General features: G+C 63.0%; 26 protein-coding genes. 16 read left to right on the forward strand and 10 right to left on the reverse strand.

Annotated features, from left to right (window positions below):
• Positions 1–147: 147 nt before the first annotated feature.
• From clpS to NKJ06_RS07590, 4 genes are all read right to left on the reverse strand, one after another.
• Complete coding sequence (clpS, locus tag NKJ06_RS07575; RefSeq protein ID WP_027039419.1) at positions 148–453, reverse strand: ATP-dependent Clp protease adapter ClpS; 306 nt, start codon at positions 451–453, stop codon at positions 148–150.
• 126 nt (positions 454–579) lie between these two features.
• Positions 580–945 carry a hypothetical protein gene (locus NKJ06_RS07580; protein ID WP_352627574.1) on the reverse strand — a complete coding sequence of 122 codons (366 nt, stop codon included), beginning with the start codon at positions 943–945 and terminating at the stop codon, positions 580–582.
• Positions 946–1,160: 215 nt separating this feature from the next.
• Positions 1,161–1,394 carry a hypothetical protein gene (locus NKJ06_RS07585; protein WP_352627573.1) on the reverse strand — a complete coding sequence of 78 codons (234 nt, stop codon included), beginning with the start codon at positions 1,392–1,394 and terminating at the stop codon, positions 1,161–1,163.
• A 38-nt stretch (positions 1,395–1,432) separates the two neighbouring features.
• On the reverse strand, positions 1,433–1,735 hold the full coding sequence (locus tag NKJ06_RS07590; protein WP_352627572.1) for a hypothetical protein: 303 nt from the start codon (positions 1,733–1,735) through the stop codon (positions 1,433–1,435).
• Between the two features lie 233 nt (positions 1,736–1,968).
• Between NKJ06_RS07590 and NKJ06_RS07595 the strand changes: the two genes are divergently transcribed.
• The gene (locus tag NKJ06_RS07595; RefSeq protein ID WP_352627571.1) at positions 1,969–2,685 is read left to right on the forward strand and encodes a response regulator; all 717 of its coding nucleotides are present in this window, start codon (positions 1,969–1,971) and stop codon (positions 2,683–2,685) included.
• Entirely contained in the window at positions 2,682–4,088 is a 1,407-nt protein-coding gene (locus NKJ06_RS07600) for an ATP-binding protein (protein ID WP_352627570.1), read from the forward strand. Before NKJ06_RS07595 ends, NKJ06_RS07600 begins: the two co-directional genes overlap by 4 nt.
• A gap of 33 nt (positions 4,089–4,121) precedes the next feature.
• Here NKJ06_RS07600 and choV read toward each other — a convergent pair whose 3' ends face one another.
• The 3 genes from choV to NKJ06_RS07615 form a co-directional block, all read right to left on the reverse strand.
• Positions 4,122–5,303 (reverse strand): choline ABC transporter ATP-binding protein, encoded by a 1,182-nt coding sequence (gene choV, locus NKJ06_RS07605; RefSeq protein ID WP_352809496.1) that lies wholly within the window; start codon positions 5,301–5,303, stop codon positions 4,122–4,124.
• Entirely contained in the window at positions 5,300–6,154 is an 855-nt protein-coding gene (choW, locus tag NKJ06_RS07610; protein ID WP_352809497.1) for a choline ABC transporter permease subunit, read from the reverse strand. Before choW ends, choV begins: the two co-directional genes overlap by 4 nt.
• Positions 6,155–6,288: 134 nt before the next feature.
• A complete protein-coding gene (locus tag NKJ06_RS07615) occupies positions 6,289–7,224 on the reverse strand; it encodes a choline ABC transporter substrate-binding protein (RefSeq protein WP_352627567.1) in 936 nt (311 codons plus the stop codon).
• Between the two features lie 258 nt (positions 7,225–7,482).
• Here NKJ06_RS07615 and NKJ06_RS07620 point away from each other — a divergent pair, with 258 nt between their 5' ends.
• From NKJ06_RS07620 to NKJ06_RS07660, 9 genes are all read left to right on the forward strand, one after another.
• Positions 7,483–8,094: a thymidine kinase gene (locus NKJ06_RS07620; RefSeq protein ID WP_352603515.1), complete on the forward strand. Its 612-nt coding sequence runs from the start codon at positions 7,483–7,485 to the stop codon at positions 8,092–8,094.
• A 128-nt stretch (positions 8,095–8,222) separates the two neighbouring features.
• A complete protein-coding gene (locus NKJ06_RS07625; RefSeq protein ID WP_352809499.1) occupies positions 8,223–8,612 on the forward strand; it encodes a c-type cytochrome in 390 nt (129 codons plus the stop codon).
• A 311-nt stretch (positions 8,613–8,923) separates the two neighbouring features.
• Positions 8,924–10,012 carry a hypothetical protein gene (locus NKJ06_RS07630; protein ID WP_352659352.1) on the forward strand — a complete coding sequence of 363 codons (1,089 nt, stop codon included), beginning with the start codon at positions 8,924–8,926 and terminating at the stop codon, positions 10,010–10,012.
• 31 nt (positions 10,013–10,043) lie between these two features.
• On the forward strand, positions 10,044–11,189 hold the full coding sequence (locus NKJ06_RS07635; RefSeq protein WP_352809500.1) for a hypothetical protein: 1,146 nt from the start codon (positions 10,044–10,046) through the stop codon (positions 11,187–11,189).
• Positions 11,190–11,213: 24 nt separating this feature from the next.
• The gene (locus tag NKJ06_RS07640) at positions 11,214–13,124 is read left to right on the forward strand and encodes an AAA family ATPase (RefSeq protein WP_352809501.1); all 1,911 of its coding nucleotides are present in this window, start codon (positions 11,214–11,216) and stop codon (positions 13,122–13,124) included.
• A 69-nt stretch (positions 13,125–13,193) separates the two neighbouring features.
• Positions 13,194–13,604 carry an endonuclease domain-containing protein gene (locus tag NKJ06_RS07645; RefSeq protein WP_352627561.1) on the forward strand — a complete coding sequence of 137 codons (411 nt, stop codon included), beginning with the start codon at positions 13,194–13,196 and terminating at the stop codon, positions 13,602–13,604.
• A 70-nt stretch (positions 13,605–13,674) separates the two neighbouring features.
• Positions 13,675–14,973, forward strand: coding sequence for a DUF6638 family protein (locus tag NKJ06_RS07650; protein ID WP_352809502.1), 1,299 nt, complete (start codon positions 13,675–13,677; stop codon positions 14,971–14,973).
• Positions 14,974–15,078: 105 nt separating this feature from the next.
• A complete protein-coding gene (locus NKJ06_RS07655) occupies positions 15,079–16,203 on the forward strand; it encodes a DUF2333 family protein (RefSeq protein ID WP_352809503.1) in 1,125 nt (374 codons plus the stop codon).
• Between the two features lie 313 nt (positions 16,204–16,516).
• Positions 16,517–18,196, forward strand: a complete 1,680-nt coding sequence (locus NKJ06_RS07660) for a formate--tetrahydrofolate ligase (protein WP_352809504.1) — start codon at positions 16,517–16,519, stop codon at positions 18,194–18,196.
• 67 nt (positions 18,197–18,263) lie between these two features.
• Here NKJ06_RS07660 and NKJ06_RS07665 read toward each other — a convergent pair whose 3' ends face one another.
• Positions 18,264–18,908 carry a cysteine hydrolase family protein gene (locus NKJ06_RS07665; RefSeq protein WP_352627557.1) on the reverse strand — a complete coding sequence of 215 codons (645 nt, stop codon included), beginning with the start codon at positions 18,906–18,908 and terminating at the stop codon, positions 18,264–18,266.
• Between the two features lie 127 nt (positions 18,909–19,035).
• Between NKJ06_RS07665 and NKJ06_RS07670 the strand changes: the two genes are divergently transcribed.
• Positions 19,036–20,052 carry a GlxA family transcriptional regulator gene (locus NKJ06_RS07670; protein ID WP_352627556.1) on the forward strand — a complete coding sequence of 339 codons (1,017 nt, stop codon included), beginning with the start codon at positions 19,036–19,038 and terminating at the stop codon, positions 20,050–20,052.
• On the opposite strand, the gene NKJ06_RS07675 is transcribed toward NKJ06_RS07670, so the two are convergent.
• Positions 20,039–20,596: a sugar O-acetyltransferase gene (locus NKJ06_RS07675; RefSeq protein ID WP_352627555.1), complete on the reverse strand. Its 558-nt coding sequence runs from the start codon at positions 20,594–20,596 to the stop codon at positions 20,039–20,041. The two genes, NKJ06_RS07670 and NKJ06_RS07675, sit on opposite strands and share 14 nt — an antisense overlap.
• Before the next feature lie 185 nt (positions 20,597–20,781).
• Here NKJ06_RS07675 and NKJ06_RS07680 point away from each other — a divergent pair, with 185 nt between their 5' ends.
• The 4 genes from NKJ06_RS07680 to NKJ06_RS07695 all read left to right on the forward strand — a co-directional run bounded on the left by NKJ06_RS07680 (position 20,782) and on the right by NKJ06_RS07695 (position 25,064).
• The gene (locus NKJ06_RS07680; protein ID WP_352627554.1) at positions 20,782–21,243 is read left to right on the forward strand and encodes a DUF4126 domain-containing protein; all 462 of its coding nucleotides are present in this window, start codon (positions 20,782–20,784) and stop codon (positions 21,241–21,243) included.
• A complete protein-coding gene (locus NKJ06_RS07685; protein ID WP_352627553.1) occupies positions 21,240–22,616 on the forward strand; it encodes an FAD-containing oxidoreductase in 1,377 nt (458 codons plus the stop codon). The genes NKJ06_RS07680 and NKJ06_RS07685 overlap by 4 nt, the downstream gene beginning before the upstream one ends.
• A 126-nt stretch (positions 22,617–22,742) precedes the next feature.
• Positions 22,743–23,921, forward strand: a complete 1,179-nt coding sequence (locus NKJ06_RS07690) for an MFS transporter (protein WP_352627552.1) — start codon at positions 22,743–22,745, stop codon at positions 23,919–23,921.
• Positions 23,922–24,008: 87 nt separating this feature from the next.
• Positions 24,009–25,064 carry a M14 family metallopeptidase gene (locus NKJ06_RS07695; protein ID WP_352627551.1) on the forward strand — a complete coding sequence of 352 codons (1,056 nt, stop codon included), beginning with the start codon at positions 24,009–24,011 and terminating at the stop codon, positions 25,062–25,064.
• A gap of 150 nt (positions 25,065–25,214) precedes the next feature.
• On the opposite strand, the gene NKJ06_RS07700 is transcribed toward NKJ06_RS07695, so the two are convergent.
• Positions 25,215–25,985 carry an isocitrate lyase/PEP mutase family protein gene (locus NKJ06_RS07700; protein WP_352627550.1) on the reverse strand — a complete coding sequence of 257 codons (771 nt, stop codon included), beginning with the start codon at positions 25,983–25,985 and terminating at the stop codon, positions 25,215–25,217.
• Positions 25,986–26,113: the final 128 nt, after the last annotated feature.

Raw genomic sequence — 26,113 nt, forward strand, 5'->3', positions numbered from 1 at the left:
ACTGGATCGGCCTGCGCACGACGGACGACAGCGTGCTCAAGGCCGTCTCGCGCGTGCCGCTGTTCGGCGGCTTCCTCGGCCTCGGCCTGTTGCTTCTGGCGATGGGTTCGATGTGGTACCGCGAGGGACGGTAGCTTCCACTGCCCTCTACTCCTCCGGCTCCGTCGTGAACATCAGCGGATAGCCCTTGGCCTTACCGGCATCGGTGGCGCGCGTCGCCTTGGTCTCGGCGACATCCTTGGTGAAGACGGCGACGACGCAGACGCCGCGCCGATGCGCGGTGATCATCACCCGGTGCGCCTGGTCTTCGCTGAGCTTGAACTCGCCCTTCAGCACCGTCACCACGAATTCGCGCGGCGTGAAATCGTCGTTGATAAGGATGACCTTGTAGAGCTTCGGGCGTTCGACCTGCGGCTTGACCTGTACGCGCGGTTTTGTGGTGATTTCAGGCATTGGAACCGACAATTTGCGTAAGCGACCTTCGCCATTCTGGCACCAGCGAAAGCAACAGTCTATTTTGATCAACGCCCCAAGCCGGGCGCGGCATTCACACCTATGTGGGAAAGTGTCGTTTGCCGTTCAACGGTCCTGACGGCCGAACATGCGACGGCTGGGACTCTGCCGCGCGGTCGTGGCGGACGGCATATCGGGGCGAAAGCGGTTTCCACCGGCATCCGCCCGGCGTTCCATCCACGCCGCGATCGGCCACGCGGCGACGCAGATCAGCGTCGCGCCTGTCAGCACGATCAGCAGCCAGGTCTGGGCCGGCGTGATGTAGTCCCAGTTGGTGGAAATCGCCGGCGCGAACAACGAAGGCTCGGTGCGGCCGCTGGCCGGATCGGGCACCGGGCTGGCGGTGAACAGGATCAGCACCCTGGCGATGCCGGTGGCAACCAGGCCGCCGATAACCATCGAGCGCACAATGGACGAAAGCCGCTTCTTCATGCGGATTGTCCTACACGGCCGGCGTTGCAAACGGGTTAAGTGTCAGTCGAGGCGGAAGCTGCCGGTGCCAGACTTCGCCAAAGATCAGTTGAACCCATCGACCCGCTTCATCGCCAACGTCAGGCCTTCAGCGTTCCGACAGGAAGAAGGCCGCTCCAGCCGAAACCAGCTGGAGCGACCTTGGTCAACAGGCCGGCATTTTATGCCGGACCTGATTACGTCTTCGGGGCGTCCTTCTTGACGGCCTTCTCGGCAGCCTTCTTGTGCTTCTTGACGGTCTTCTTCACGATCTTCTTCGGAGCAGCCTTGGCAGGAGCGGCAGTAGCCGGAGCGGTGGTCGTCGAAGCAGCCGGAGCTGCGGTCGTGGTGGCAGCGGCGTTGCCGAGAGCCGGCATCGCGAAGGCGAGAGCGACGGCGAGACCGGTTGCGGAGAGGATGGACTTTTTCATGGCTTCGTTTCCTTTTATGCGGGTCGAGTTTTTGAGTGTCACTGGACCGGGTCGTTCGGTGTCACTCCAAGCAGCTTCAAAGCATTGGCGAGCATCCGGATGCCCTGTGCCTGTTTCTTGGCGGCGCAGTACCGGTTACCCTTCCTTTGAAGTGCCTTTGCCGCGGTGACCTGCGTTGCCGCGGCATGGGTTTCGAGGGCTTCATCGAATTGGTGGCTGAGATTGGCGCACCGTTCGCTCCGGGTGGTGGGCGTCGCCTTTGCGTCCGATTGTCCGACAGCGGCAGTGACCAGGCCAAGGCCCAGCAACGCACCCAACAAACTGATCGACAACCTTGGCATCGGTTTATCCGTAAACCCGGAGACTAGCGTCGCAGCCGATGACCTGACCGCCACGAGACCAGTTATGCCCTTGAAATTTTTCAGGAGTTTTTCTGAACTGTAGAATTTTGTTTCTGGATTGTGTCTGAGAGAGCTGGTGTGAACCCATCATCGGCACTGGCCAACATATGGCCTGAATTCTATCGTGTGGGTTCCGACAGAACGGCTTGGCAATCAACAATGACAGGGCTCAAGTGAAATCCGACGCACACATACTGATCGTCGACGACGACAAGGGCATTCGCGACCTGCTGCAGGAATTCTTCCAGAAGCGGGGTCTGCACACCTCGGTTGCCGCCGACGGCATCGAGATGGAGACCATCCTGCGCCGCGCGCAGGTCGATCTCATCGTCCTCGACGTGATGCTGCCCGGCAAGAGCGGGCTGGAGCTGTGCCGCGACCTGCGCGCCCAGTATTCGACGCCGATCATCATGCTGACCGCCGTCACCGAGACGACCGACCGCGTCGTCGGCCTGGAGATGGGCGCCGACGACTATGTGCCAAAACCGTTCGACCCGCGCGAGCTTTTGGCGCGCATCCGCGCCGTGTTACGGCGCAATGGCGCCGCCGAGCCCAAGCGCGCCACCACGAAACAGATCTACCGCTTCGCCGGCTGGACAATGGACTGTTCACGCCGCCGGCTGACCGCGCCCGACGATGTCAGGGTCGAGCTGACCATGGCGGAATTCAACCTGCTGCAGACCTTCGTCAAGAGCGCGCAGCGTGTGCTGACCCGCGACCAACTCATCGAACTGTCCGGCGGCGACAGCGACTACGCCTTCGACCGCAGCATCGACATCCTGGTCAGCCGGCTGCGCCGCAAGATGGAAGACGACCCCAAAACGCCCAAGCTGATCCTGACGGTGCGCAGCGGCGGCTACCAGTTCCTGCCCGAGACGACCTCCGAATGAGACGTTTCCTGCCGCAGACCTTGCCTGTCTGGGTGCTGCTGATCGTCATTGCCGGCCTGCTGATCAGCCAGGTCGCGACCCTCTACATCGTGTCGCGCGACCGCGCCGTAGCCAACGGCGTGGTCGACCTCTACCGCCTCAACGACCGTGCCTTCTCGCTAGTGCAGCTGATGCATGACGCCACGCCGGAGGAACGCAAGGCGACGGCGACCGGCCTGTTCAATTCCACCTACGCGCTCACCGTCTCGGACACGCCGGCGGTCACCTCGTCGATCGCAAGCGACGACGAGCTGGCGGAACTCGAAGACATCCTTGTCGGCCGGCTGTCGAAGTTCGGCATCACCGACGCGCGCGTGCGGCGCGATCCGGCGACGCGCGAGGCCGACGACGCCGACGGCACCGCGCCGGGGCCCGATATCGGCCAGGTGGAACGCGACCTTCTGGTGCTGGCCGCCAACTTCGCCCAGAGCGACAAGCTGACGGCGTCGCTGCGCTTCGCCGACGGTCAATGGCTGAACTTCACCGAGCCGATCACGCCCGTCGGCCCGATCCTGAGCTTCGACAGCCTGCCGCTCTATTCGCTGATCGCAGGCCTGGTGGTGATCATGTCGATCTGGTCGCTGCGCCGGCTGACGGCGCCCTACCGGATGATGGAAACCGCCGTGAACCGGATCGGCAAGGATCTGAAGAGCCCGCCAATCGCCGAGAGCGGCAGCCGCGAGGTGCGTGCCGCCGCCAAGGCGATCAACGCCATGCAGGCCCGGCTGCGCGAATATGTCGAGGACCGCGAACATCTGGCGGCGGCACTTGCGCATGATCTGCGCACGCCGATGACGCGGATGCGCCTGCGCCTGGAGCTGTTGCGCAAATCGGCGGTCCGCGAGGCGCTGGCGCACGATCTCGCCGATGTCGAGAGCATTGCCAGTTCGGTGATCGACTTCGCCACCTTCGAGGTGACGGAGGAGAAGAACGAACGCATCGACTTCTGGTCGCTCGTGGAGTCAATCGCCGACAGCTATGACGACGTCTCGTTCGACGACGATACAAGATCACGCGGCCTCATCTGCATGGCGCGGCCGGTCGCGCTCAAGCGCTGCGTCACCAACCTGGTGCAGAACGCGGTCACCTACGGCAAGAAGGCGCATCTCAGCCTGCGCCGGTCGGAAAACATGATCCTGCTCACCATCCGCGATGAAGGACCGGGCATACCGCAGGCGCAGATCGACGCCGTGTTCGGCTCTTTCGTGCGCCTTGAACAATCGCGCAACCGTCAGACCGGCGGTCTCGGGCTCGGCCTGACCATTGCCCGCAACATCGCGCGCGCCGCCGGCGGTGAGGTCAGCCTGTCCAACAACCCGGGCGGTGGCCTGCTGACGCAACTGCGCCTGCCGCTGGCGACCTGACACAGGTCGCCTCGAAGCCTCGCGACCGGACCGTTACCGCCGCAGCACCGCGCTCAGCACGTCGCGGATGCCGATGGCGCCGACGAAGCGGGACTGGTCGTCGAACAGCGCCACCGGGGCGGTCTGCGAACGGTGCATGGCCAGCATGACGGTTTTCAGCGAAGTGCCGGGATTGGCCCAGAATACCTGCGCTACTTCCTCGGGCTGGGCTTCGACGTCGGCGCAGGACACCCACACCGCCGGCTTACCATCGCGTTCGGCCCCCGCCACCAGCCCGTGATCGTCGATCTTGAAGCGCGTCGTCTTGCGCCGGTCGAGCCACACCCAGCCGTCCTTGCCGTGCTCCAGATCGCGACGGTCGCGCATCACGTTCCAGGCGGTCAGCACCGACAACGGGTTCACATTGGCGATGAAGTCGCGGACATAGTCATTGGCGGGCCGCAGCACGATGTCTTCCGGTGCCCCGGTCTGCACGATGCGGCCACCCTCCATGATGGTGATGTGGCTGCCGATCTTCAGCGCTTCCTCAAGGTCGTGACTGACGAAGATGATGGTCTTCTTCAATTCGGCCTGCAATTGCAGCAGCTCGTCCTGCAGCTTGGTGCGGATCAGCGGGTCGAGTGCCGAGAACGGCTCATCCATCAGAAGGATAGGCGCCTCGGTGGCGAAGGCGCGGGCCAGGCCGACGCGCTGCTGCATGCCGCCTGAAAGCTCATGCGCGTATTTCTTCGACCATTGGTCGAGATTGACCAGCTTGAGCTGGCGGTGCACGCGTTCCTTGCGCTCGGCTTCCGGCACGCCGGCGAGTTCGAGGCCGAGGCCGACATTCTCCTCCACCGTGCGCCAAGGCAGCAGGCCGAACTGCTGGAACACCATCGCCACCTGTTTCTGGCGCAGGCGCCGCAAGGTCGCCTCATCGCAGGTGACGACATCGACGGTCTTGTCGCCATCCTTGACCAGCACCTGGCCGCGCGACACCACGTTGAGCCGGTTGACCGCCCGCAGCAATGTCGACTTGCCCGAGCCGGAGAGGCCCATCAGCACGGAGATCTCGCCCTCGTTGACGGTCAGGCTGGCGCCGGCGCAGCCCAGCACATTGCCGGTCTTTTCGAGGATATCGGCGCGGCTGGCGCCGGCGTCGATCATTTTCAGCGATCCGGCCTGGTCGGCGCCGAAGACGATATCGACGTTTCTGAAATCGACGGCGACGGTCATTTCTTGCCTCCAACCGCAATGCGGGTCATCCGGTCGAGCACGATGGCCAGCACGACGATGGCCAGACCAGCCTCAAGCCCGAGGTCGATGCGGCGCGAGCCTAGCGCCCGGTTGATCTCGGTGCCGAGACCGCCGGCGCCGATTAGCGCCGCGAACACCACCATCGACAGAGACAGCATGATCGACTGCGTCAGACCGGCCATGATGGTGGGCAGCGCCGAGGGCAGCTCCACCTTCCACAACAGCTGGCTCTTGGTGGCGCCGAAAGCCTCGCCGGCCTCGACGATCGACTTCGGCACCGAGACGACGCCGAGATGGGTGAGCCTGACCGCGGTCGGGATGACGAAGATGATGGTGACGATGAGGCCGGGCGCGTTGCCGAGGCCGAACAGCGTCAACACCGGGATCAGGTAGACGAAGGTCGGCAGCGTCTGCATCAGGTCGAGCACCGGCAGCATGACGCGATAGACCTTCGGCTTGTGCGCCGCCCAGATGCCGAGCGGCACACCGATGGCCATCGCCATGGCGGCAGCCGCGACCACCAGCACCAGCGTCTGCACCGTCTGCTTCCAAAGATTCTGATTGATGATGAAGATCAGGCCGAGAAAGACGCCGATGGCGAGCGGCCGCGAGCGCTGCAGCAGGAAGGCGATGACCGCGATGATCAGCGCCAGCAACACCGGCGGCACCATCAGCATAATGCCGACCAACCCGTCGAGCAGGAAATTGAGGCCGTTCGAAAAGGCCCTGAACACAGTGTCGAAATTGTCGGTGAGGAAGCCGAAGAATGCCTTTCCCCAGGCGCCGATCGGAATCTTGTGATCGACCATGAATTTCGAAATCGGATCCATATCGCCCCTCTCATGCTCGAGACCGCCCTGCCCCTCGGCCTCTACCGTCGTCATCTTGTCACAGGATATGAAAAAGGGCAGCCTTTTCTAAGATGGCTGCCCTTCCTGGTTCGGCTTTGCCGAATTCAGTCGGCTCAGCTTCCGAGCGCGGTCTTGATGGCCGCCGCGGCGTCGCCGCCGTCGAAGGTGGTCACGCCGGCGATCCAGGGAGTGATCGCGTCCGGATTTTTCTTCAGCCAGTCGGTCGCCACCGTATTGGCGTCGCCGCCCTTGAGGATCGCGTCCATCATCTGGCCTTCCATGTCCAGATTGAACTTCAGGTTGGCGATCAACTTGCCGGCGTTCGGGCATTCGGTGGTGTAGCCCTTGCGCACATTGGTATAGACGGTGGCGGCACCGAAGCCGCTGTCACCCATGCCATCGAGGTAGGTGATCTTCATGGCGCCCATCACCGGATGCGGCGTCCAGCCGAGGAAGGCGATCCACTCATTGTTCTTCATCGACTGCTCGGCCTGGGTCAGCATGCCGGCTTCCGAGGATTCGACCAGCTCGAAGCCTTCGAGATTGTCCTTCGGGTTCTTGATCATGTCGAGGATGATGCGGTTGCCGTCATTGCCGGCCTCGATGCCATAGATCTTGCCGTTGAACTTGTCCTTGAACTTGCCGATATCGGTCAGCGATTTGACACCGGCATCCGCGACATAGGTCGGCACGACGATGCCGTAACCGGCGCCGGTCAGGTTGGTGCTGATCGTCTCGACCGAACCGTCGGCGGTATAGTCCTTGATGTCGTTGGTCATCGACGGCATCCAGTTGCCGAGAAACACGTCGAGGTCCTTGTTCTTCAGCGACGCCATGGTCACCGGCACCGACAGCTGGATCGTCTGCGGCTCGTAGCCGAGCGCGGTCAGCAGAACGGAAGCGATGCCGGTCGTCGCCTGGATGTCGGTCCAGCCGACATCGGAAAGACGCACCACCTTGCAGCTCGCCGGATCACCGGCGAAGGCAGCGCTCGTGGACAAAAATGCCGCCAGGCCGAGGCCGGCGACGAAAGAGTTCATACGCGACATAGACAGTCTCCCATTGTGATTCTTTGGCGAAGCGTAGTTACGGTTTCTCTGCCCGCCTTGTTTCGTCAGCCAAACACCATTCTGGTGTGTTTTCAAGCGCTAAGGCAATCACGATCAACGGCGCAGACTGGCCAATGAGCGACACGGCTGACGCTTTTGCAGTGCCAGACGGTTTTTTCGAAGACGGGCCGGCTTTTTCAGGGGAATGCGGGCGGCCACCCCTCCCCGTGTCAGGCCAAGTCGGCTTAAAAGAGCGGCATGGCCAAGCTTTACTTCCATTATGCGACCATGAACGCCGGCAAGACGACGATGCTGTTGCAGGCGTCGTATAATTATCGCGAGCGCGGCATGGGCACGATGCTGTTCGTCGCCGGCCACTACCGCAAGGGCGATACCGGCCTCATCTCGTCGCGCATCGGCCTGGAGACGGAAGCCGAGATGTTCCGTGACGGCGATGATCTGTTCGCCCGCGTCGCCGATCACCACGCGCATACATCGGTGCATTGCGTCTTCGTCGACGAGGCGCAGTTCCTCGAAGAAGAGCAGGTCTGGCAGCTCGCCCGCATCGCCGACCGCCTGAACATTCCGGTCATGTGCTACGGCCTGCGCACGGATTTCCAGGGCAATCTGTTTTCCGGCTCGCGCGCGCTGCTGGCCATCGCCGACGATCTGCGGGAAGTGCGCACCATCTGCCGCTGCGGCCGCAAGGCGACGATGGTGGTGCGCCTCGGTCCCGATGGCAAAGTGGCGCGCCAGGGCGAGCAGGTGGCGATCGGCAAGGACGTCTATGTCTCGCTCTGCCGCCGCCACTGGGAAGAAGAGATGGGCCGCGCCGCGCCCGACGATTTCATCGGCTTTATCAAGGGCTGACGGAACCCAGCGTTTGATCCCAGCCTGGTGCGGCCGGATCGTGCGTCTTCCGCAATGCCGCCACGATGCAGCGTTTGTTAAGGCCTCGGCCTTATAAGGCGGCCAGCCAGAGCTCTTCGGGGTCAGCCATGTTTCGAGCCGCTTCGTCCGCCAGCATTCTTCTCCTTGCCACCGCGCTTGCCGCCCATGCCGGCGGTGACCCGACCCTGGGCAAGAAGGTCTTCAACCGGTGCATCGCCTGCCATGAAGCTGCCACCGACCGCGACAAGGTCGGCCCGCATTTGATGGGCGTCGTCGGCCGCACCGCCGGTAGCGCCGAGAGTTTTCTTGGTCACTACTCCGAAGCGATGAAGGGTGCAGGCGCCGCCGGCCTGGTCTGGGATGAAGCCAATCTCGCCGAGTACCTCAAGGCCCCCAAGCTGAAAGTGCCCGGCAACAAGATGGCGTTTGCCGGCCTGACCAAAGCCGACGACATCGCCAACGTCATCGCCTATCTGAAGGCCGATCCCAAGCCCTGATTCGCTATCCGTCCGCCTCTGCAAAGCCGGCTTTGGCTTCGCATATCGCGCCCGCGATTTGCTTCAGTGGTTTGCCGAATACTGAGGCATCCGCGCCGTCGCTTTGCGGCATGAAAGTTCAACGACAGCTGAACTAAGCCTGGCCGGCAGGCTAATCACGCCATGACCCCACCTCCATTGCCTTTCAAGACCGTGACCGACTATTTTGTTTTCGGGGCGGGTCTTGTCTTGCGTCTTTCAATCCCCGAATGCCCCACATATATTCGCCGCTGTTCGCGACCAGCGACGTGATGCCGAAGCGGGAGGCCCCAATGGCGACATTGCAGAATTTCGACGCCGAAATTGCCAAGACCAAGCAGGTCGTGCAGGACATGCGCACCAAGATCGACCAGTCCGGCACCGTGCTTGATACGCTCGCCACCGCCGACAAGAAGATCGGCGACGCCAATTTCGACATCGAGAACGCCCGCATCGAGGACGTGCTGAAGCAGCAGAAGGTGATGGAGGGCAACATCGCCGACCTGATCATCGGGCTGGAGGACGCCACCAACGTCTTCGGCGCCGAGTTCGAGAGCATGAAGAACTACACCGGCTGGGAAAAATTCATCGGCGTCTTTTCCAGCCAGAGCAAGCAGCGCATGCGCACCGACCGCGTCCGCAACATGTCGCTGGCCGGCAATCTGCAGGAACTGCTGGTCAAATCCGACACCATCGTCGGCATCCTGAAGGCGCAGAAAGAGGTCCTCGACCAGCGCTACAAGACCTCCGAGACCAGCCTATCGCAGGTCATCGAGCGCCGAAAGACCACCATGTCCAACCTCGAGGCCGTGCAGAAGCGCATCGAGGAACTCAACCCGATGCTGCTCGATATCGAAAACAAGATCGCCGCCTCGACCAGCCAGAAGGAGCGCACGCAGCTCGAAGGCGAGCGCTCCAAGCTGGCCACGGAATACAATGAGAAGCAGGCCAAGGAGCAGGAGCTGCTGGCCGAGAGCCAGACGCTCGAGCGCTACACCTCGATGTTCCAGACCTTCGTCGATTCGCTCAACAACCAGATCGCCGCGCAGTCGACGCTGATCAACAAGCTGACCATCGATACCGAGCAGCGCATCGTGCTCTACAAGGCGCTGGAAGATTCGCTGAAGACCGCCGCCCAGCAGGACGTCGCCCACAAGATCAACACGCTGGGCAGCCAGGTCGACAACACCGCCGAGGAAACCATGGCCGGCATCGGTGCTGCTTCGCAAAAGCACATCGGCGACCTGCTCGAGATGCACGAGAAGAACATGGTCGCCACTGCCGACATCCAGCGCCGCAAGAAGCTGGCCGACGATGCCTTTGCCCGCCGCTTCGACGAGGTGTTGAAGAAGCACAATTCGGCAAACTACGTGCAGTCTTAGGAGTGACAGGACTGCCCGCGAGCGCACAGGCATGACCCCCGAAAACGAAGCGGCTGCACGGTATTTCTCCGCCATCACGGCCGCGCTCAGCGGCCTTGAAGTGTTCATGCGCGACGATCGCTCGCCGCTCTATCGGCATGGCATCGTCGCCAAGATCGCCGCCGAATACATCGCCCGGCTCGACAAGTCCTTTTCCTGCTGGCGCAACCGGCTGGGCTTCATGGACACGTTCCGCATTTCGCGCGCAGAGAGCGGATTTCCGGTGTTCCAGAATCTGCTCGAACTGGAAAACGACCGCCGCCAGGCCGACGCGCGGCTTGCCAACATTCCGCTGGCCGGCGAATTGCGCGAGGAGATGGCCGACTTCATCCTGCGCCACAAGGAATTCCCTCAGGCGCTGCAGAAGTCGATGGCCGAGCGACTCTATCTCGAGGACGTGAAAAGCGAAAACACGTTCGGCCCGTTCACCCTGGCGCAGACAGCCAAGGTCTCGGTCAACCCGAAGACGGGGCGGCCCTATTACCTCGTCCACTGGGCGACGTTCGACGGCAGCGCCAACCTGCCTCTGGTCTACATGGTGACGGTCGAGGATTCTTCCGAAGACATGGTTCGACAGCTTGTCGACAGAAACGGCAAGCTGAACGAGACGATCGACATCCCGTTGCCGGTGGACGGCCTGCTCAATCCCGAGCTCGCCCATCGTTTCGACGATTTCACCGAGAAGAATTCCGCCTATACGCTGTCGCCGGCGACCATCGCGGTCAATCTCGACAAGGATTTCGAGCCGCTGCACCCCAAGCAATTGCGCCGCGTCGTGCTCGGACCGTTCTATTCGGCTGGCATCACCGACAACAATTCGACGGTGACGGAAGTCCTGGCCAAGGTGCGCAAGCCCGAGAATGCCTGGCTGCTGACCTGGACTATTCAGGAGGTCTATTCAAAGGCCGAGAAACCCGGTCGCAAAGGCCTGTTCTCTAGCGAGAAGACGACGCAGGAATTCTTTATCAACACCGACGATCTGGAAGCCGCGCGCCAGGGCGTGTCGAGCTACGAAAACCACGCGCTGATCCCGCACGAAGCCTACCAGGCACTCTACGCCGTCGGCGAGGCGCAGAAGATTTTTGCCGGCTACAAGGTTCACATCCTGTCCAACGGGCAGGTCATCTCAGACGTCTGACCGTCACACCACGGAGCACTCTTCATGGATACCGGCCTGACCACCATCCCGGAAGCTGCGATCGAAAAGCACCGCGCCACCGCGCAGAGCTTCATCACCCGCATCGTCGTGCTGGAGGATCCGTCACGCGAGTCCGGCACGGCACTTGCCGGCACCAACCGCCGCTTCGTCTCGACCGTTTCGGTCGGTTCGGTGCGCCGCACGCGCGAGGTCGAGCTGGCCAAGACTGTCGGCGCCGTCCATCCCGACGACCAGCTGCTGACCATCCCGCAGCACACGCTCTTGTTTCGCGCCCGGCGAGGCACAGCGATCGCGCTCGCAATATCTGACGTTTTCGCCGAAGGCTCGGACCTCGAAAGCCTGCAGGCCAAGAACACCCGCGCGCCGCTCGAAGGCGACGAGGCGTCCACCTTCAAGAAGCTTCTGTCGGCCTCGGCTTACATCTCCGCCTTCAGCCTCGCCTCCTATCTGTTCCAGCTGATCGACAGCGACGGCGAGGCGCCCAACGATATCCCCGAGCCGGACTTCCTGTTCGACACGCCGCAGGATGCAATGAAGTCGATCCTTGCCGGTCTCGACAAGGCGATATCCGGCTCGTCCGACGACGCCGATTTGATGACCAGAGCACGTGCCTTTGCCCGCGTCGCCATCGACGGGCTTCTGGCGCGCAAGGGCCGCTTCGACGGCATCGGCCCGTTCGAGAACGCCCATATCCGCATCGATGTCGACGATTTCACCCTCGACGGCTTCGACGTCGCGCCGGGCAAGCGCTCCAAGCCGCTGGTGATGACCTTCAAGAAGCCGGAAGAGGTCGTCGGCAACCACATTGCCAAATACCAGTCGGTCAAGCTCGCCAAGATGCTGATGGCCTACGACTTCGAGCGCGAACTCAACCCGTTCGTCGAACTCGGCGGCTTCCTGTTTACCTTCATCGGCGACGGCGCGCCCGGCACCGGCAAGACGACACTGATCCAGATGATCGCCGGCCTGGTCAACGGCTACTGCCAGGTCGCCGGCTATCCCTTCGCCTATGAGAATTTCGGCGTCGACCAGATCTCGTCCTATCAGGGTAAGTCCGGCCAGAACTGCCGCCAGTTCATCAACAATGTCTTGAACCCGCGTGTCATCGGCTTCGGCACCATCGACGACATCGACCAGGTGGCGGCGCGCCGCTCCGACGACCGCGCCTCGGCCGGCCAGCAGGAGATTACCGGCGTGTTGATGGACGCCTTCGCCGGTGCCGCCACCGTGGTGCGCGGCAACTGCTCGTTCGGCATGTTTTCCAACTATCCCGAGAACGTCGACGATGCGCTGCGCCAGCGCGCCGGCGCCCGCTGGCTGGTCGACGGGCCGCAGAGCCGCGACGACTATATCGACATCTTCGTGCTGCTTGCCGGCAAGAACCATAAGATCCCGCTCGGCGACCACGATCTCTACGCCGCGCAGGAGATCCAGCGCGCCGTGACCGAGGCCTATGAGGAGCACGAGAAACCAAGGGAAGACGGCCTGATGAAGGTCTACGAGCGCTACATGAAGGAGAACGGCGCGCCGAAATCGATGGCCGATATCGGCACCTATCTGCATCTGATCAAGGATGCCGAGCCGCGCTTCACCGGCCGCGCCATCAAGAACGTCACCGACGCCATCAAGATGCGCGCCATGGACATCGAGCTTCCCGACGACTGGTTCGAGAAGCCGGAAGTCTTCATGCACAAGGGCTATGACGAGAAGAAAGCGATGATCGAGGAACTGCGCGGGCCGTTCTCGATGGACATGGTCATGCAGGAGATCAACCGCTACGCCGACTCTGAGTTCCGCTACTCCGACAAGTCCGACGACTCCGCGGTGGAAAAGCTGCTGCGCGACGCGCGCCTGCGCGAACGGGCGGCGCGGGAGATGGAGGAGATGAAGAAGAAAGGGCTGTGGAATGCGTGAGGTTGGCACCTCTTCCTTCTCCCCGTTCACGGGGAGAAGGTGCCCGAAGGGCGGATGAGGGGCAGCGCTATGCGAGGCAGTAATGAGCCAAAGGTAGCGAGAGCCCGTCAGCTGCGAAAAGTCGAGAATGATGCCGAGGAATGGCTGTGGCACGAACTGCGTGGGCGACGATTGAATGGCCACAAATTTATTCGCCAACTGCCGATCGGCCCCTACTTCGCCGATTTCGCCTGCCGAGAGGCCAATCTGGTTGTGGAAGTCGATGGAAGCCAGCACGCAAATCGATCTCATGATCGATACAGGGACGAAACCATGAACAGGAACGGCTGGTCGGTATTGAGGGTGTGGCACGCTGATGTCCTCACGGACCGCAGGAGCGTGCTGGAGACGATTGTTGCAGTCCTGGACGGTCGGTTGGATGAGAGAATGATCGGTATCGACGCGAAATTTCTGCCGTCAGCCACGCCAGAGGAAAGATGATGAGCGTTTGCGCCGCCCCTCATCCGCCCTTCGGGCACCTTCTCCCCGTAAACGGGGAGAAGGGAAGAAGATGACCAAGAAACCCGACCTTCTACGCGACAACGAGCTGATCTATGGCCGGCTGCTGACGGTCGACGAGCCGCACCTCATCCAGCGCTACAACAAGGCGCTCGCCGCATTCGGCTTGAAGCCGACGAAACTGAAGAGCTTCCAGATCGACCGCACCGGCTTCTCGCCCGAAGTGGCCGAGGAATGCGACGACTACGACTATCTCGATCCCAACGAGGTCAACCGCCGTTTCATCATCCTGACGCCATCGCAGATCGACCTGCCGGTGGTGCACACGGCCTTCTCCAACACCTCGCAGCTGATGTTCGAGTTCATGTCGAAGAACCAGCGCGCCATCGATGCGCTGACCATCAAGGACGTAATCTACGGCGAGATTGAGGATTCCGTTCCCAAGGTCAACGACATCGAGGACCTGCTGTCGATCAACCAGGTCGAGTTCAAGGTGCTGTCGGCCGAGGATGTGCTGGGCAAGGCCGCCGAACTCGGCAAGCTCGTCGACCGGCTGAAGCAGGAGCCTGATGCCTGGCGCGACAACGCCATGCTGACCCGCATGGTGGAACTGGCCAAGATCTGCGGTGATATCCGCGAGAACGCGCTGGTGCCAGACCAGGTGATCTTCCGCCACAACGCGTACTGGACCAGCCATTTCGGCGGCCTCTACGTGTTCGTCGACCCAGATATGACGACCGTGATCAGTGATCCGACGGCTCCCGGTTTCCGCCGTTCGCGACCGTGGCAGGTGAGCTATATCTCGATCAGCGACGCCGACAAGGTGTTCAAGTTCCTCGCTGCCACCGGCCGCATCGAGCTGCCGCGTGCCTCCTGGGTCGAGACATCGGGCTATCTCGAGCACCGCGCCGAGATGGTGGTGCGCGCGCTGATCCGCGACGCCGACCCGAACCGCAACCTGACCGATGTCGACAAGGTCTGGCTGCAGACCTGGATCCAGAGCCATGCCGACCTGATCGCCAAAGACGGCAACTTTCCCTTCCTCAACGCCGCCAAGCGCGAGATCGCCCAGCTCGGCCACCTCAAGATCGAGGATGTCTTCCCGCAGCAGCGCTTTCTGGTCATCCGCGCCAAGCCTGATCATCCCGACGCCTGGCTGACCAACCGGCTGATCTCGGATTTCGTGCCGTCGGACTTCGTCTCGCGCTACATCTTCAACAAGCAGGGCTTCTACAACGACTATGACGGCTTCAGCAACGCCTGGCGATCGCATGTTGTGGACGTTCTCAAAACCACATATTTGAAGGACAAGGTGGCGTTTCGCACACGCCTCTACGGCCTGACTGACTAGAACGAAATGAACCGTAGTTTCGTTCTAACTTATTGTTTTGGTGCATGATGTTGTCCGAAAAGTCTGCAACTTTTTGGCATCATGCTATGAGGGGATGACATCGACATGCTCGATCCGATCGTGAACTTCTTCACCCGGATTTTCCAGTGGATCGGCCGCGGCATCGGGCTTGTGATCGGCGTGATCCTGTGGCCGTTCCTGTGGGCGGGGCGCTGGTACACGCAGCGCGGCTGGATCCTCAAGGCGGCGGTCGGCCTGGCTTTGCTTGTGCTGATCGGCCTCTACGCCAATTTCTTCTACGCCACCCAGTGGTGGAACAATTTCAACCCGAACTACCCTGACAAATACACTTTCGAGAAGCGTAACGTCTCCGCCGGCGAACAGGTCGCCGCGGGCTCCGGCACCGACACGGCCAAGACCTGCGGCAACTCCGGCATCGCCCAGGTGGCGGCCGACCTGACCGACTTCAACGTCAACCAGAATGCCTGGATCTCGTCGATGATCCTCTACAAGCTCGGCCTGTTCGGCATCGACTGGGACAACACGCCGTGGATGGACAACAAGGCTTCGTTCCAGCGCGGCATCAACCAGGCCGTGCGGCGCACCGCGACCGAACTCGCCGACAATCTCGGCCGCGTACGCACCACCTCGCAGATCGACAGCGATCTGCAGAATGCCCGCGGCAATCTGCAGTTCGACGAGGAGACCTGGTATTTCGGCCTGAACCCGTTCGGCCCGAAGACGCCGACGCCAAGCTACTATCGCGACGCCGTGCGCATGCTACGCTCCTTCAACGCCCGCCTTGCCACCTGCCAGGCGACGTTCGACGCCCGCGCCGACAATCTGAAACAGTATATCGACCGCATCACATCCGACATCGGCTCGACCTCGGCCATCCTCAAGGAACGCGCCGAAAACCACAACAATGGCTGGTTCGACACCCGCGCCGACGACCGCTTCTGGTTCGCCTATGGCCAGCTTTATGGCTATTACGGATTGATGAAGGGCGCGCAGGCCGATTTCGAGGACGTGATCAAGGAAAAGCATCTGCAGAATCTGTGGGACACCATGGATGCACAGTTTGTCTCGGCGCTGCGCATCCAGCCCTTCATCATCGCCAATGGCCGCGAGGACGGCTGGATCCTGCCGACGCATCTGACGACAATGGGCTTCTACGTGCTCAGGGTGCGCTCCAACATGGTCGAAATCAGCAACGTGCTGACGCAGTAACGCTCGCCAGCCGCATCCCACGCGATGGCGAATTTGCGCCGTCGCCTCTGTCGCATTCCGTGCATTGAGCGGCTGTTTTGAGACGGCGGCGCGACGCGTCCTCTGGCTTCTATACGGCGCGGCAACGGAGCCAGGAAGAACCGATGGCAGGTCGGCCGGTCCGCAGAGGAATTTTCTCTAGAGGAAACATAGTTGCATGCAAGTTGACGCCGCGGCAGCGACAGGGTTAGAACATGCCCGCGCCCGGTTGCAACCTGCTTGCGAGTGACATCAAACCCGTCCCCTCCACCGTCCAATCCAGAGGAAAGCCGTCATGGCCGAAGTGAAGTCCGACATCGAGATCGCGCGCGGCGCCAAGAAAAAGCAGATCCAGGAGATCGGCCAGAAGATCGGCATCCCGACCGAACATCTGCTGCCCTATGGCCATGACAAGGCCAAGATCTCCGCCGAGTTCATCAAGTCGGTGAAGGGCAACAAGGACGGCAAGCTGATCCTCGTCACCGCCATCAACCCGACGCCGGCCGGCGAAGGCAAGACCACGACCACGGTCGGCCTCGGTGACGGCCTGAACCGCATCGGCAAGAAGGCGATCGTCTGCATCCGCGAGGCCTCGCTCGGCCCGAATTTCGGCGTCAAGGGCGGTGCTGCTGGCGGCGGCTACGCGCAGGTCGTGCCGATGGAGGACATGAACCTCCACTTCACCGGCGACTTCCACGCCATCACCACCGCGCATAACCTTTTGTCGGCGCTGATCGATAACCACATCTATTGGGGCAATGAGCTCGGCATCGACACCCGCCGCGTCGTCTGGCGCCGCGTCATGGACATGAACGACCGTGCGCTGCGCGAGATGATCTGCTCGCTGGGCGGCGTCGCCAACGGTTTTCCGCGCGAGGGCGGCTTCGACATCACCGTCGCCTCGGAAGTCATGGCGATCCTTTGCCTGTCGACCGACCTAAAGGACCTGGAAAAGCGCCTCGGCGACATCATCGTCGCCTATCGCCGCGACAAGTCGCCGGTCTATGCCCGCGACCTCAAGGCCGACGGCGCCATGGCCGTGCTCTTGAAGGACGCCATGCAGCCCAACCTGGTGCAGACGCTGGAGAACAACCCGGCCTTCGTGCATGGCGGCCCGTTCGCCAACATCGCGCATGGCTGCAACTCGGTCGTCGCCACAACGACGGCGCTGAAATTGGCAGACTACGTCGTCACCGAAGCCGGCTTCGGCGCCGACCTTGGCGCGGAAAAGTTCTTCGACATCAAGTGCCGCAAGGCCGGTCTGAAGCCGGCGGCGGCGGTCATCGTTGCCACCGTGCGCGCCATGAAGATGAATGGCGGCGTCAAGAAGGAAGACCTCGGCAAGGAAAACATCGAGGCGGTGAAGAAGGGCTGCGCCAACCTTGGCCGCCACATCGAGAACATCAGGCAGTTCGGCGTGCCGGCGGTGGTCGCCATCAATCACTTCTATTCCGACACCGACGCCGAGATCCAGGCGATGAAGGACTATGTCGCCTCGATGGGTGAGGAAGCCATCCTGTGCAAGCACTGGGCCCATGGCTCGGCCGGCATCGAAGACCTCGCCAACAAGGTGGTGGCGCTGGCCGAATCCGGCGCTTCGCAGTTCGCGCCGCTCTATCCCGATGCCATGCCGCTGTTCGAGAAGATCAATACCATCGTTCAGCGCATCTATCGCGGCTCGGAGGCGATTGCCGACAAGTCGGTGCGCGACCAGTTGCACGCCTGGGAGCAGGCCGGCTATGGCCACCTGCCGGTATGCATGGCCAAGACCCAGTACTCGTTCTCGACCGACCCGAACCTGCGCGGTGCGCCGACCGGCCACACCGTGCCGGTGCGCGAGGTCAGGCTTTCGGCGGGTGCCGGCTTCGTCGTCATCATCTGTGGCGAGGTCATGACCATGCCCGGCCTGCCCAGGGCGCCGTCCTCGGAGAAGATCTTCCTCAACGAAATGGGCCAGATCGAAGGCCTGTTCTGAGACCTTAAGTCTCGACAATAAAAAGGGCGCCGCCGCGATGCGGCGCCCTTTCTGTTTTCCGATAGCCCTACGCGGCGCTGCGCGACAGCGCCCGCTGGTTGGAACCGTAGATCGTGTCGCGCTCCGGCAGCGCGCCGGTCTTCAGGCACTCGACCCATTCGGCGGTTTTGAGCACGGCGGCGAAGCGCGACTGCAGGATGATCGTGACCACGCGGTGGATCTCCTCGGCCGAGGCGTAGCCGGCGCTGTTGGCGTAAGGCACCGAGCCGGTGGCGTCGGACAGGAACTCGACGGCAAAGCCCATATGCACGGCGTGGATGATGGTCGACAGGTCGCAATTGTGCGTCATGTAACCGACCACCGTGATCGTATCGATGGCATTGGCGCGCAGCCAGTCCTCCAGATCGGTGCCGGTGAAGGCGGAGGGCAGGTTCTTCTCGACATAGTGGTCGCGCTCGCGCCTGGCGATCTCGGGATGGAGTTCGCCGCCATGGCTGCCCTTGGCGAAGATCGGCGATGTCTCCGGCGCCATCTGCTTGACGACCACCACCTTGATGCCGGCAGCAGTCGCCGCATCCATCGCCCGTGCCACATTGACGACGCTGTCGCGGAATGGCGGATGCTGGATGGCGAGATTGCCGCCGTCATAATCGTTCTGCACATCGACGACGATCAGCGCCCGGCGCGGCGTGGTGTTGGCTGGGTCAGACATGGTGTTTTCCTTTCCGGCTTGAATGCGATGGGCCGAAGATAGGCGGGTTGCCAGATCGCTGAAAGTGGCCCGATTGACATCATTCGAAAGAATTGGGACAATCCGTGCTCACTCGCTGGAAGCACCCATGACCGACCCGATCATTGCCGTCCTCGCCTTCGACGGCATCAGCCCGTTCCATCTTTCCGTGCCATGCCTGGTGTTCGGCGAGGACAGGACGGCGCTTGGCCTGCCGCGCTTCGACTTCCGCATCTGCGCGGCCAAGGCCGGCCCGATCCACACCGAGGCCGGCTTGACCGTTGCCGCCCCGCATGGGCTCGAAGGACTCGACGGCGCCGACATCGTCATCATCCCAAGCTGGCATCATCTCGGCGAGCCGGCGTCGCCGCTGCTGATGGAGGCGCTACGCCGGGCTCATCAACGCGGCGCTTTGATCGTCGGCCTATGCCTTGGGACCTTTGCCATTGCCGCTGCCGGACTGCTTTCCGGGCGCGCGGCTGCGACGCACTGGGCCTATTCCGAGCAGCTGCAGAAACTTCATCCCGACATCGTCGTCGACCCGACGGTGCTCTATGTCGACAATGGCGATGTCGTGACTTCGGCCGGCGTCGCCGCCGGCCTCGATTGCTGCCTCCACATCGTGCGCGCCCGCTATGGCGCGGAGGCAGCACTGCGGCTCGCTCGCCAGATCGTCCTTTCCCCGCACCGGCAGGGTGGGCAGGCGCAGTTCATCGAGCATCCGGTGGCAAGAAGCGCCGACGCCGACCGGTTCACCCAGGCCCTCGACGCGGTTCGCGCGACGCTCGGCGAGACGCACAGCCTGGACAGCGTCGCCGATGCCGCCGGCCTGACAAGGCGAACCTTCACCCGTCGCTTTCAAAAATCGATCGGCACCAGTTTCGGCGAATGGCTGACCGGCCAGCGGATCGAACTGGCACAGCGGCTGCTGGAGGCAACGGAAAAGTCGATGGACATGGTAGCGTTCGAAGCCGGCTTCGGCAGCGCCACCTCGCTGCGCCAGCATTTCGCCGCGCGGCTCAGGACATCGCCGGCGCAATACCGGCGCGAATTCTCCAGGCGGCCCGATCAGGAGCGAGTACATGGAGCACGGCCTGTTGCACTGATCCCGTTCAATCCCGCGTGACCGCCCGGGCCGGGTTGCCGACCACCGTTGTGTTCGCGGCCACGTCGCGCGTCACCACCGCGCCCGCGCCGACGATGGCGCCCTCGCCGATGCTGACGCCGCCAAGGATGATCGCGCTGCCGCCGATCCAGGCATTGGCGCCGATCTCGACCGGCCTGGCGATCTCCAGTCCGGCTTGCCGCCCGCTGGCCTCCTTGTGATGCTCGGCGCAGTAGATCTGCACATTGGGACCGAGCAGCGTTCCCTTGCCTATGCGCACGCTCGCCGTATCGAGGATAGTGCAGCCAGCATTGAGAAAGACGCCGTCGCCGAGAAAGATGTTGAAGCCATAGGCGCAGTGGAACGGCGCCTCGATGCGGACGCCCTCACCGGCCTTGCCGAGCAACGCCTTCAGGCTTGGCTCGAGATCGCCGCGCTGCCGCGGCGGCAGGCAATTGTGCTCGAACACCGCGTCGCGCGCTGCCGCCCGCAAAACCTCCAGTTCGTCGTCGAGGCACGTGTACCATTGGCCAGCCGCCATTTTTGCGCGTTCGCTTCCAGCCATGACGATGTCTCCATGTGACGTCACTGCCAAAGCACAATTGCAGTTAACGGGAAAGTGCCAGCGCCCCGGCAGCACCCGCGCAAATCCATTCGGATTTTTCGCAGTCATGCGCTGGTCAAATGCCGGACCTATGCTAGCCTGCTCTTGCCGGACTGTCCCGGCCCGGCGATCGAGGGGGATCGACGATGCTGTATATTCTCGCACTTCTGATCGGCGTCATTGCCGGTCTTCGCGCCATGACCGCACCGGCCGCCGTTGCCTGGGGCGCTTGGCTCGGCTGGCTGCCGGTTGCCGGCACCTGGGCGAGCTTCATGAGCCACTGGGCCGCTGTCGGCATCTTCACCATCCTGGCCATCGTCGAGCTGGTCACCGACCAACTGCCGTCGACGCCGAGCCGCAAGGTGCCGCAGCAATTCGGCGCCCGCATCATCATGGGCGCTTTCACCGGCGCGGTGATCGGCGCGACAGGCGGCGCCACCGTCGGCGGCCTGATAGCCGGCGCCATCGGCGCTGTCATCGGCACGCTGGGCGGCGCCGAAGCACGCGGACGGCTGGCAGCCGCCTTCGGCAAGGATCCTCCCGCCGCCTTCATAGAGGACGCGGTGGCGATCGTCGGCGGCCTGCTGATCGTGGCGGCGGTGACATGACGGCAAAAGCCTTCGACGCCATCGTCATCGGCGCCGGACAGGCCGGCCCTTCGCTGGCCGGCCGGCTGAGTGCGGCCGGCATGAGCGTGGCGCTGATCGAGCGCAAGCTGGTCGGCGGCACCTGCGTCAACACCGGCTGCATGCCGACCAAGACCATGGTCGCCAGCGCCTATGCCGCGCACCTGGCGCGGCGTGCGGCCGACTATGGCGTCACGCTCGGCGGCCCCGTCGGCGTCGACTATGCCAGGATCAAGGCGCGCAAGGACAAGGTGACGATCGACGCCCGCACCAATCTCGAGACCTGGATAGCCGGCATGAAGGGCTGCACCCTCTATCGCGGCCATGCGCGCTTCGAATCCGCCAACACGGTCCGCGTCGGCGACGACCTCCTGACCGCCGAAAAAATCTTCCTCAACACCGGCGGCCGTGCCTCGGTACCCGACCTGCCCGGCATCCACGACATCGACTACCTGACCAATTCCTCGATGATGGATCTCGACGTGCTGCCACGCCATCTCATCGTCGTCGGCGGCAGCTATGTCTCGCTCGAATTCGCGCAGATGTTCCGCCGCTTCGGCAGCGAAGTCACCGTCATCGAGAAGAGCCTCCGCCTGACCGGCCGCGAGGACGAGGATGTCTCGGCTGCCATCCTGTCGATCCTCGAAAACGAAAGTATCGCCGTTCACCTAGGTGCCGACGACATCAGCTTTGCGAAGCAGGGCAAGGGCATCGCAGTGACCTTCTCGGCCGGCAAACCGCCGGCGGTCGGATCGCATGTGCTGCTGGCCCTCGGACGGACGCCCAACACCGACGACCTCGGCCTGGAAAAGGCCGGCGTCGAGGTCGATCGGCGTGGCTTCGTCACCGTCGACGACCAGTTGCGCACCAGCGTGCCCGGCATCTGGGCGATGGGCGACTGCAACGGCAAGGGCGCCTTCACCCACACCTCCTACAACGATTACGAGATCGTCGCCGCCAATCTGCTCGACAACGACCCGCGCAAGGTTAGCGACCGCATCGAGGCCTATGCGCTCTACATCGACCCGCCGCTCGGCCGCTGCGGCATGACCGAGGCCGCGGTGAAGAAATCCGGCCGTCGCGCACTGGTCGGCCAGCGGCCGATGACCCGCGTCGGCCGCGCCATCGAAAAGGGCGAGACGCAAGGCTTCATGAAGATCCTGGTCGATGCCGACACCAGGGAGATCCTCGGCTGCTCGGTGCTTGGCCCCGGTGGCGACGAGGCGGTGCATTGCGTGCTCGACCTGATGTACGCCAAGGCGCCCGTCGACACGCTGGCGCGTGCCGTCCACATTCACCCGAATGTCTCGGAACTGCTGCCCACCATTGCCCAGGAACTGAAGCCGCTGGCCTGACAGCCTGTTGGCGACCCATTTCAAAGCCCCCTTCTTTTCTGCATTGCTGCAATGCAGCAATGCAACTTGCGAACGGTGGCGTCCTTCGCGCAGTCTCAATTTGAACCGATTCAGCCTGGACGCCCCATGCCCTTGCCGATCCTTGCGCTTGCCATTGCGTCCTTCTGCATCGGCACCACCGAATTCGTCATCATGGGCCTGCTGCCGGAGGTCGCCGCCGATCTCGGCGTGTCCATCCCCTCTGCGGGCCTGCTCGTCACCGGCTATGCGCTGGGCGTTGTCTTCGGCGCCCCGATCGTTGCGATGGCCACCGCGCATTTACCGCGCAAGCCCGTGCTGGTTGGCCTCGCCGTGCTGTTCGTCGTCGGCAATCTGTTTTGCGCCATCTCGCCCAACTACTGGACGCTGATGGCCGCACGCGTCTTCACCGCCTTCGGCCATGGCGCCTTCTTCGGTATCGGCTCGGTCGTTGCCGCCAGTCTGGTGCCGCGCAACAAGCGCGCCAGCGCGATAGCGCTGATGTTCGCCGGCCTGACGCTGGCCAACATCCTCGGCGTTCCGGCCGGTACGGCGCTTGGCGAAGCCTTCGGCTGGCGCGCCACCTTCGTTGCCGTGGTCGGCATCGGCCTGATCTCGGTCGCTGCCATCGCCTGGCTGGTGCCGTCCGGCGTCGCCGAACCGAGCGGTGGCGGCCTGCGCGGCGAGTTGCGCGTGCTGGGCAAGCTGCAGGTCTGGCTGGCCATGCTGATCGCGGCGCTGACCTCCGCAAGCCTGTTCACCGTTTTCACCTACATCAAACCCTATTTGACCGACGTATCCGGCCTATCCACCTCTGCGGTCACCTGGGTGCTGCTGCTGTTCGGCGCCGGCATGACCATCGGCAACATCATCGGTGGCAGGCTTGCCGACTGGAAACTGATGCCAACGGTCATCGGCACCCTGCTGTTGCTGGCGCTGCTGTTTGTCGGCTTCATGCAGTTCGGAGCGATAGCAAGCGTTGCCATCGGCATCGTCTTCCTCTGGGGCCTGCTCATCTTCGTCGTCGTGCCACCGTTGCAGATCCGCGTCGTCGAGGCGGCTTCCGACGGACCGAACCTTGCCGCCACGCTGAACCAGGGCGCCTTCAATGTCGGCAATGCCAGCGGCGCCTGGATCGGCGGTGTGGCCCTTTCCGCCGGTGTTTCCTATGCCAATTTGCCGCTGGTCGGCGCAGCACTTGCCCTGTTGGCGGTCACCGTTGCCGTGCTGTCGCAGGCGCTGGACCGGCGCATGCCGGTCATCCCTCTTCCGGCTCCCGCAGGGTAACCTCTTGCGCCTATAGCGCGGCAGGCTGGACCAATCGACATCGGCGTCTTCAAACGGGCATGTCTCATGCTCTTGATGGAGAAAGTCATGCAGAAATCGATCGAGCGCATCGCCGGCGAAAGCGAAGGCGTTTCCTACGAATTTCCGCTGTTCCGCTTCGCGGGCGCGGACAAGGCCGCCCCATCCGCCTATCTGCAGGCAGCGCTCCATGCCGGTGAATTGCCGGGCGTCGTCGCTATCGACGCGCTGATGCCGATACTCAACAAGGCGGAGGCTGAAGGCCGCATCAAGGGCAACCTCACCATCGTGCCCTGGGCCAACCCGATCGGTCGCGCGCAGTATCATTTCGGCGAGCACCAGGGCCGCTTCCATCTGGGCACGCGCACCAATTTCAACCGCGGTTTTCCGCTGCTCGCCGCACCCGAAGCCGCCCTCTTGCCCGACACCAGCCTTGGCAACGTCGACCAGCGGCTGAAGAGCCGGCTGGTGCAGCTATCGCTCGGCCATGACATCGTTCTCGACCTGCACTGCGACGACGAGGGCCTCGCCTATCTCTACGTCCACACCAGCCTATGGCCGGCAATGGCCGATTGCGCCGCCGCCATGGGCGTCGATGCGGTCGTGCTGTGGAGCGAAGACACCGATGGCACGTTCGAGGGCGCCTCGATCATGCCCTACCAGAACGTTCCCGCTGACATGGCGAAACTCGACCGACGCGTCGCCACCACGGTCGAATATCGCGGCATCCTCGATGTCGACGACGCCTTGGCCGCCTCCGACGCCGAAGGGCTCTACCGGCTGCTGGTGGCGCGCGGCGTGATCGCCGACACCACCCTGCCCGCGCCCGGTCCGTTCACCGGCGTCGTCGCTCCGCTGGAAAACATCGACATGATGCCCGCACCGCGGGGAGGCGCAGTGCTCTACGATGTAAAGCCCGGCGACCGCGTCGCCAGGGGCGCGCGCCTCGCCACTATCGTCCACGCGCCGGGCGAAGCCGATGGCCGTACCGAAGTCTTCGCGCCGCAGGACGGCATCATCCTGACCCGCCGCTCGCGCCGCATCATCCGCGCCGGCGAAGACCTGCTCAAGCTGGTCGGCGACAGGAAGAGCGCCGACGCCAGGTCGGGAACGCTGGAGGATTGAGGAAGCTTTGCCTCGTAGTTTGCCGAAGCACTCCATAGCTTCGTCATTCTAGGGCGAAGCAAGGAGCGAAGCGACGCGGCGCAGACCCTAGAATGACGAAGTTGCGAGGCTTCGGCCAATCCCAAACCCGTTGAATGCAGCATCACCCGCCTAGCCCGAAATAGCCTGCCGCGCCTTGGCCTCCAGCCATTCCGCCATCTGCCGGTAAGGCACCGGGCCATGGCTGATGCGGGCGACGCCGAGTTCAGCCAGCCGCTGGCGCGGCGGCACATGCGCCAGCGCGATGATGTTGACCGGCAACGCGATTGCCTTACAGAGCGCCTCGATGAGGCCCTCATCGCCAAGACCCGGCGCGAAAAAGCCGCTCGCTCCGGCCTTTTCATAGGCCCGCGCCCGTTCGATCGCCTGATCGAGCAGCGCCTTGTCATGCGCATCCGGCTTGGCCTTGAGAAAGATGTCGGTCCGGGCGTTGAGGAAAGCCGGTATACTCGATTCCCTGACGGCGGCCGCCGCGGCCTCGATGCGTTTCACCTGCACGGCAATGTCGTGCAGGCCAGTGCCGCCGACAATCTGATCTTCGAAATTGAAACCGATGGCGCCTGCTTGCAAGGCAAGCGTCACAGTATGGGCGACGGCTTCCGGAGCGATACCATAACCGCCCTCGAGGTCCATGGTCACCGGCAGGTCGACCGACCCGACAATGCGCCTGATGTTGTCGAGTGCCAGCTCCAGCGGGATCTTCTCGCCATCGGCATATCCGAACGCAGCCGCCACTGGCCAGCTTCCGGTGGCGATCGCCTTGGCGCCTGCTTTCTCGACGATCTTGGCCGAGCCCGGATCCCAGGCATTGTAGAGGACGATCGGGTTTCCCTTGACGTGGAGGGAATGGAACGTGCGCGCGCGCTCGATTTGCTCGGTCATCGGTGTTTCCCATGTTCCTGCTGTTGGATGAACAATCTAGGCCGCACGGTCGGCTCTGGCGATGTGCCATGAGATGCAGAAGCTGCGGCCACCGGACAGGCTTTTCAAACCTGTTGCGTATCCTCCCT

The sequence above is a fragment of the Mesorhizobium sp. M0293 genome (assembly GCF_040321735.1).
GTDB lineage: Bacteria > Pseudomonadota > Alphaproteobacteria > Rhizobiales > Rhizobiaceae > Mesorhizobium.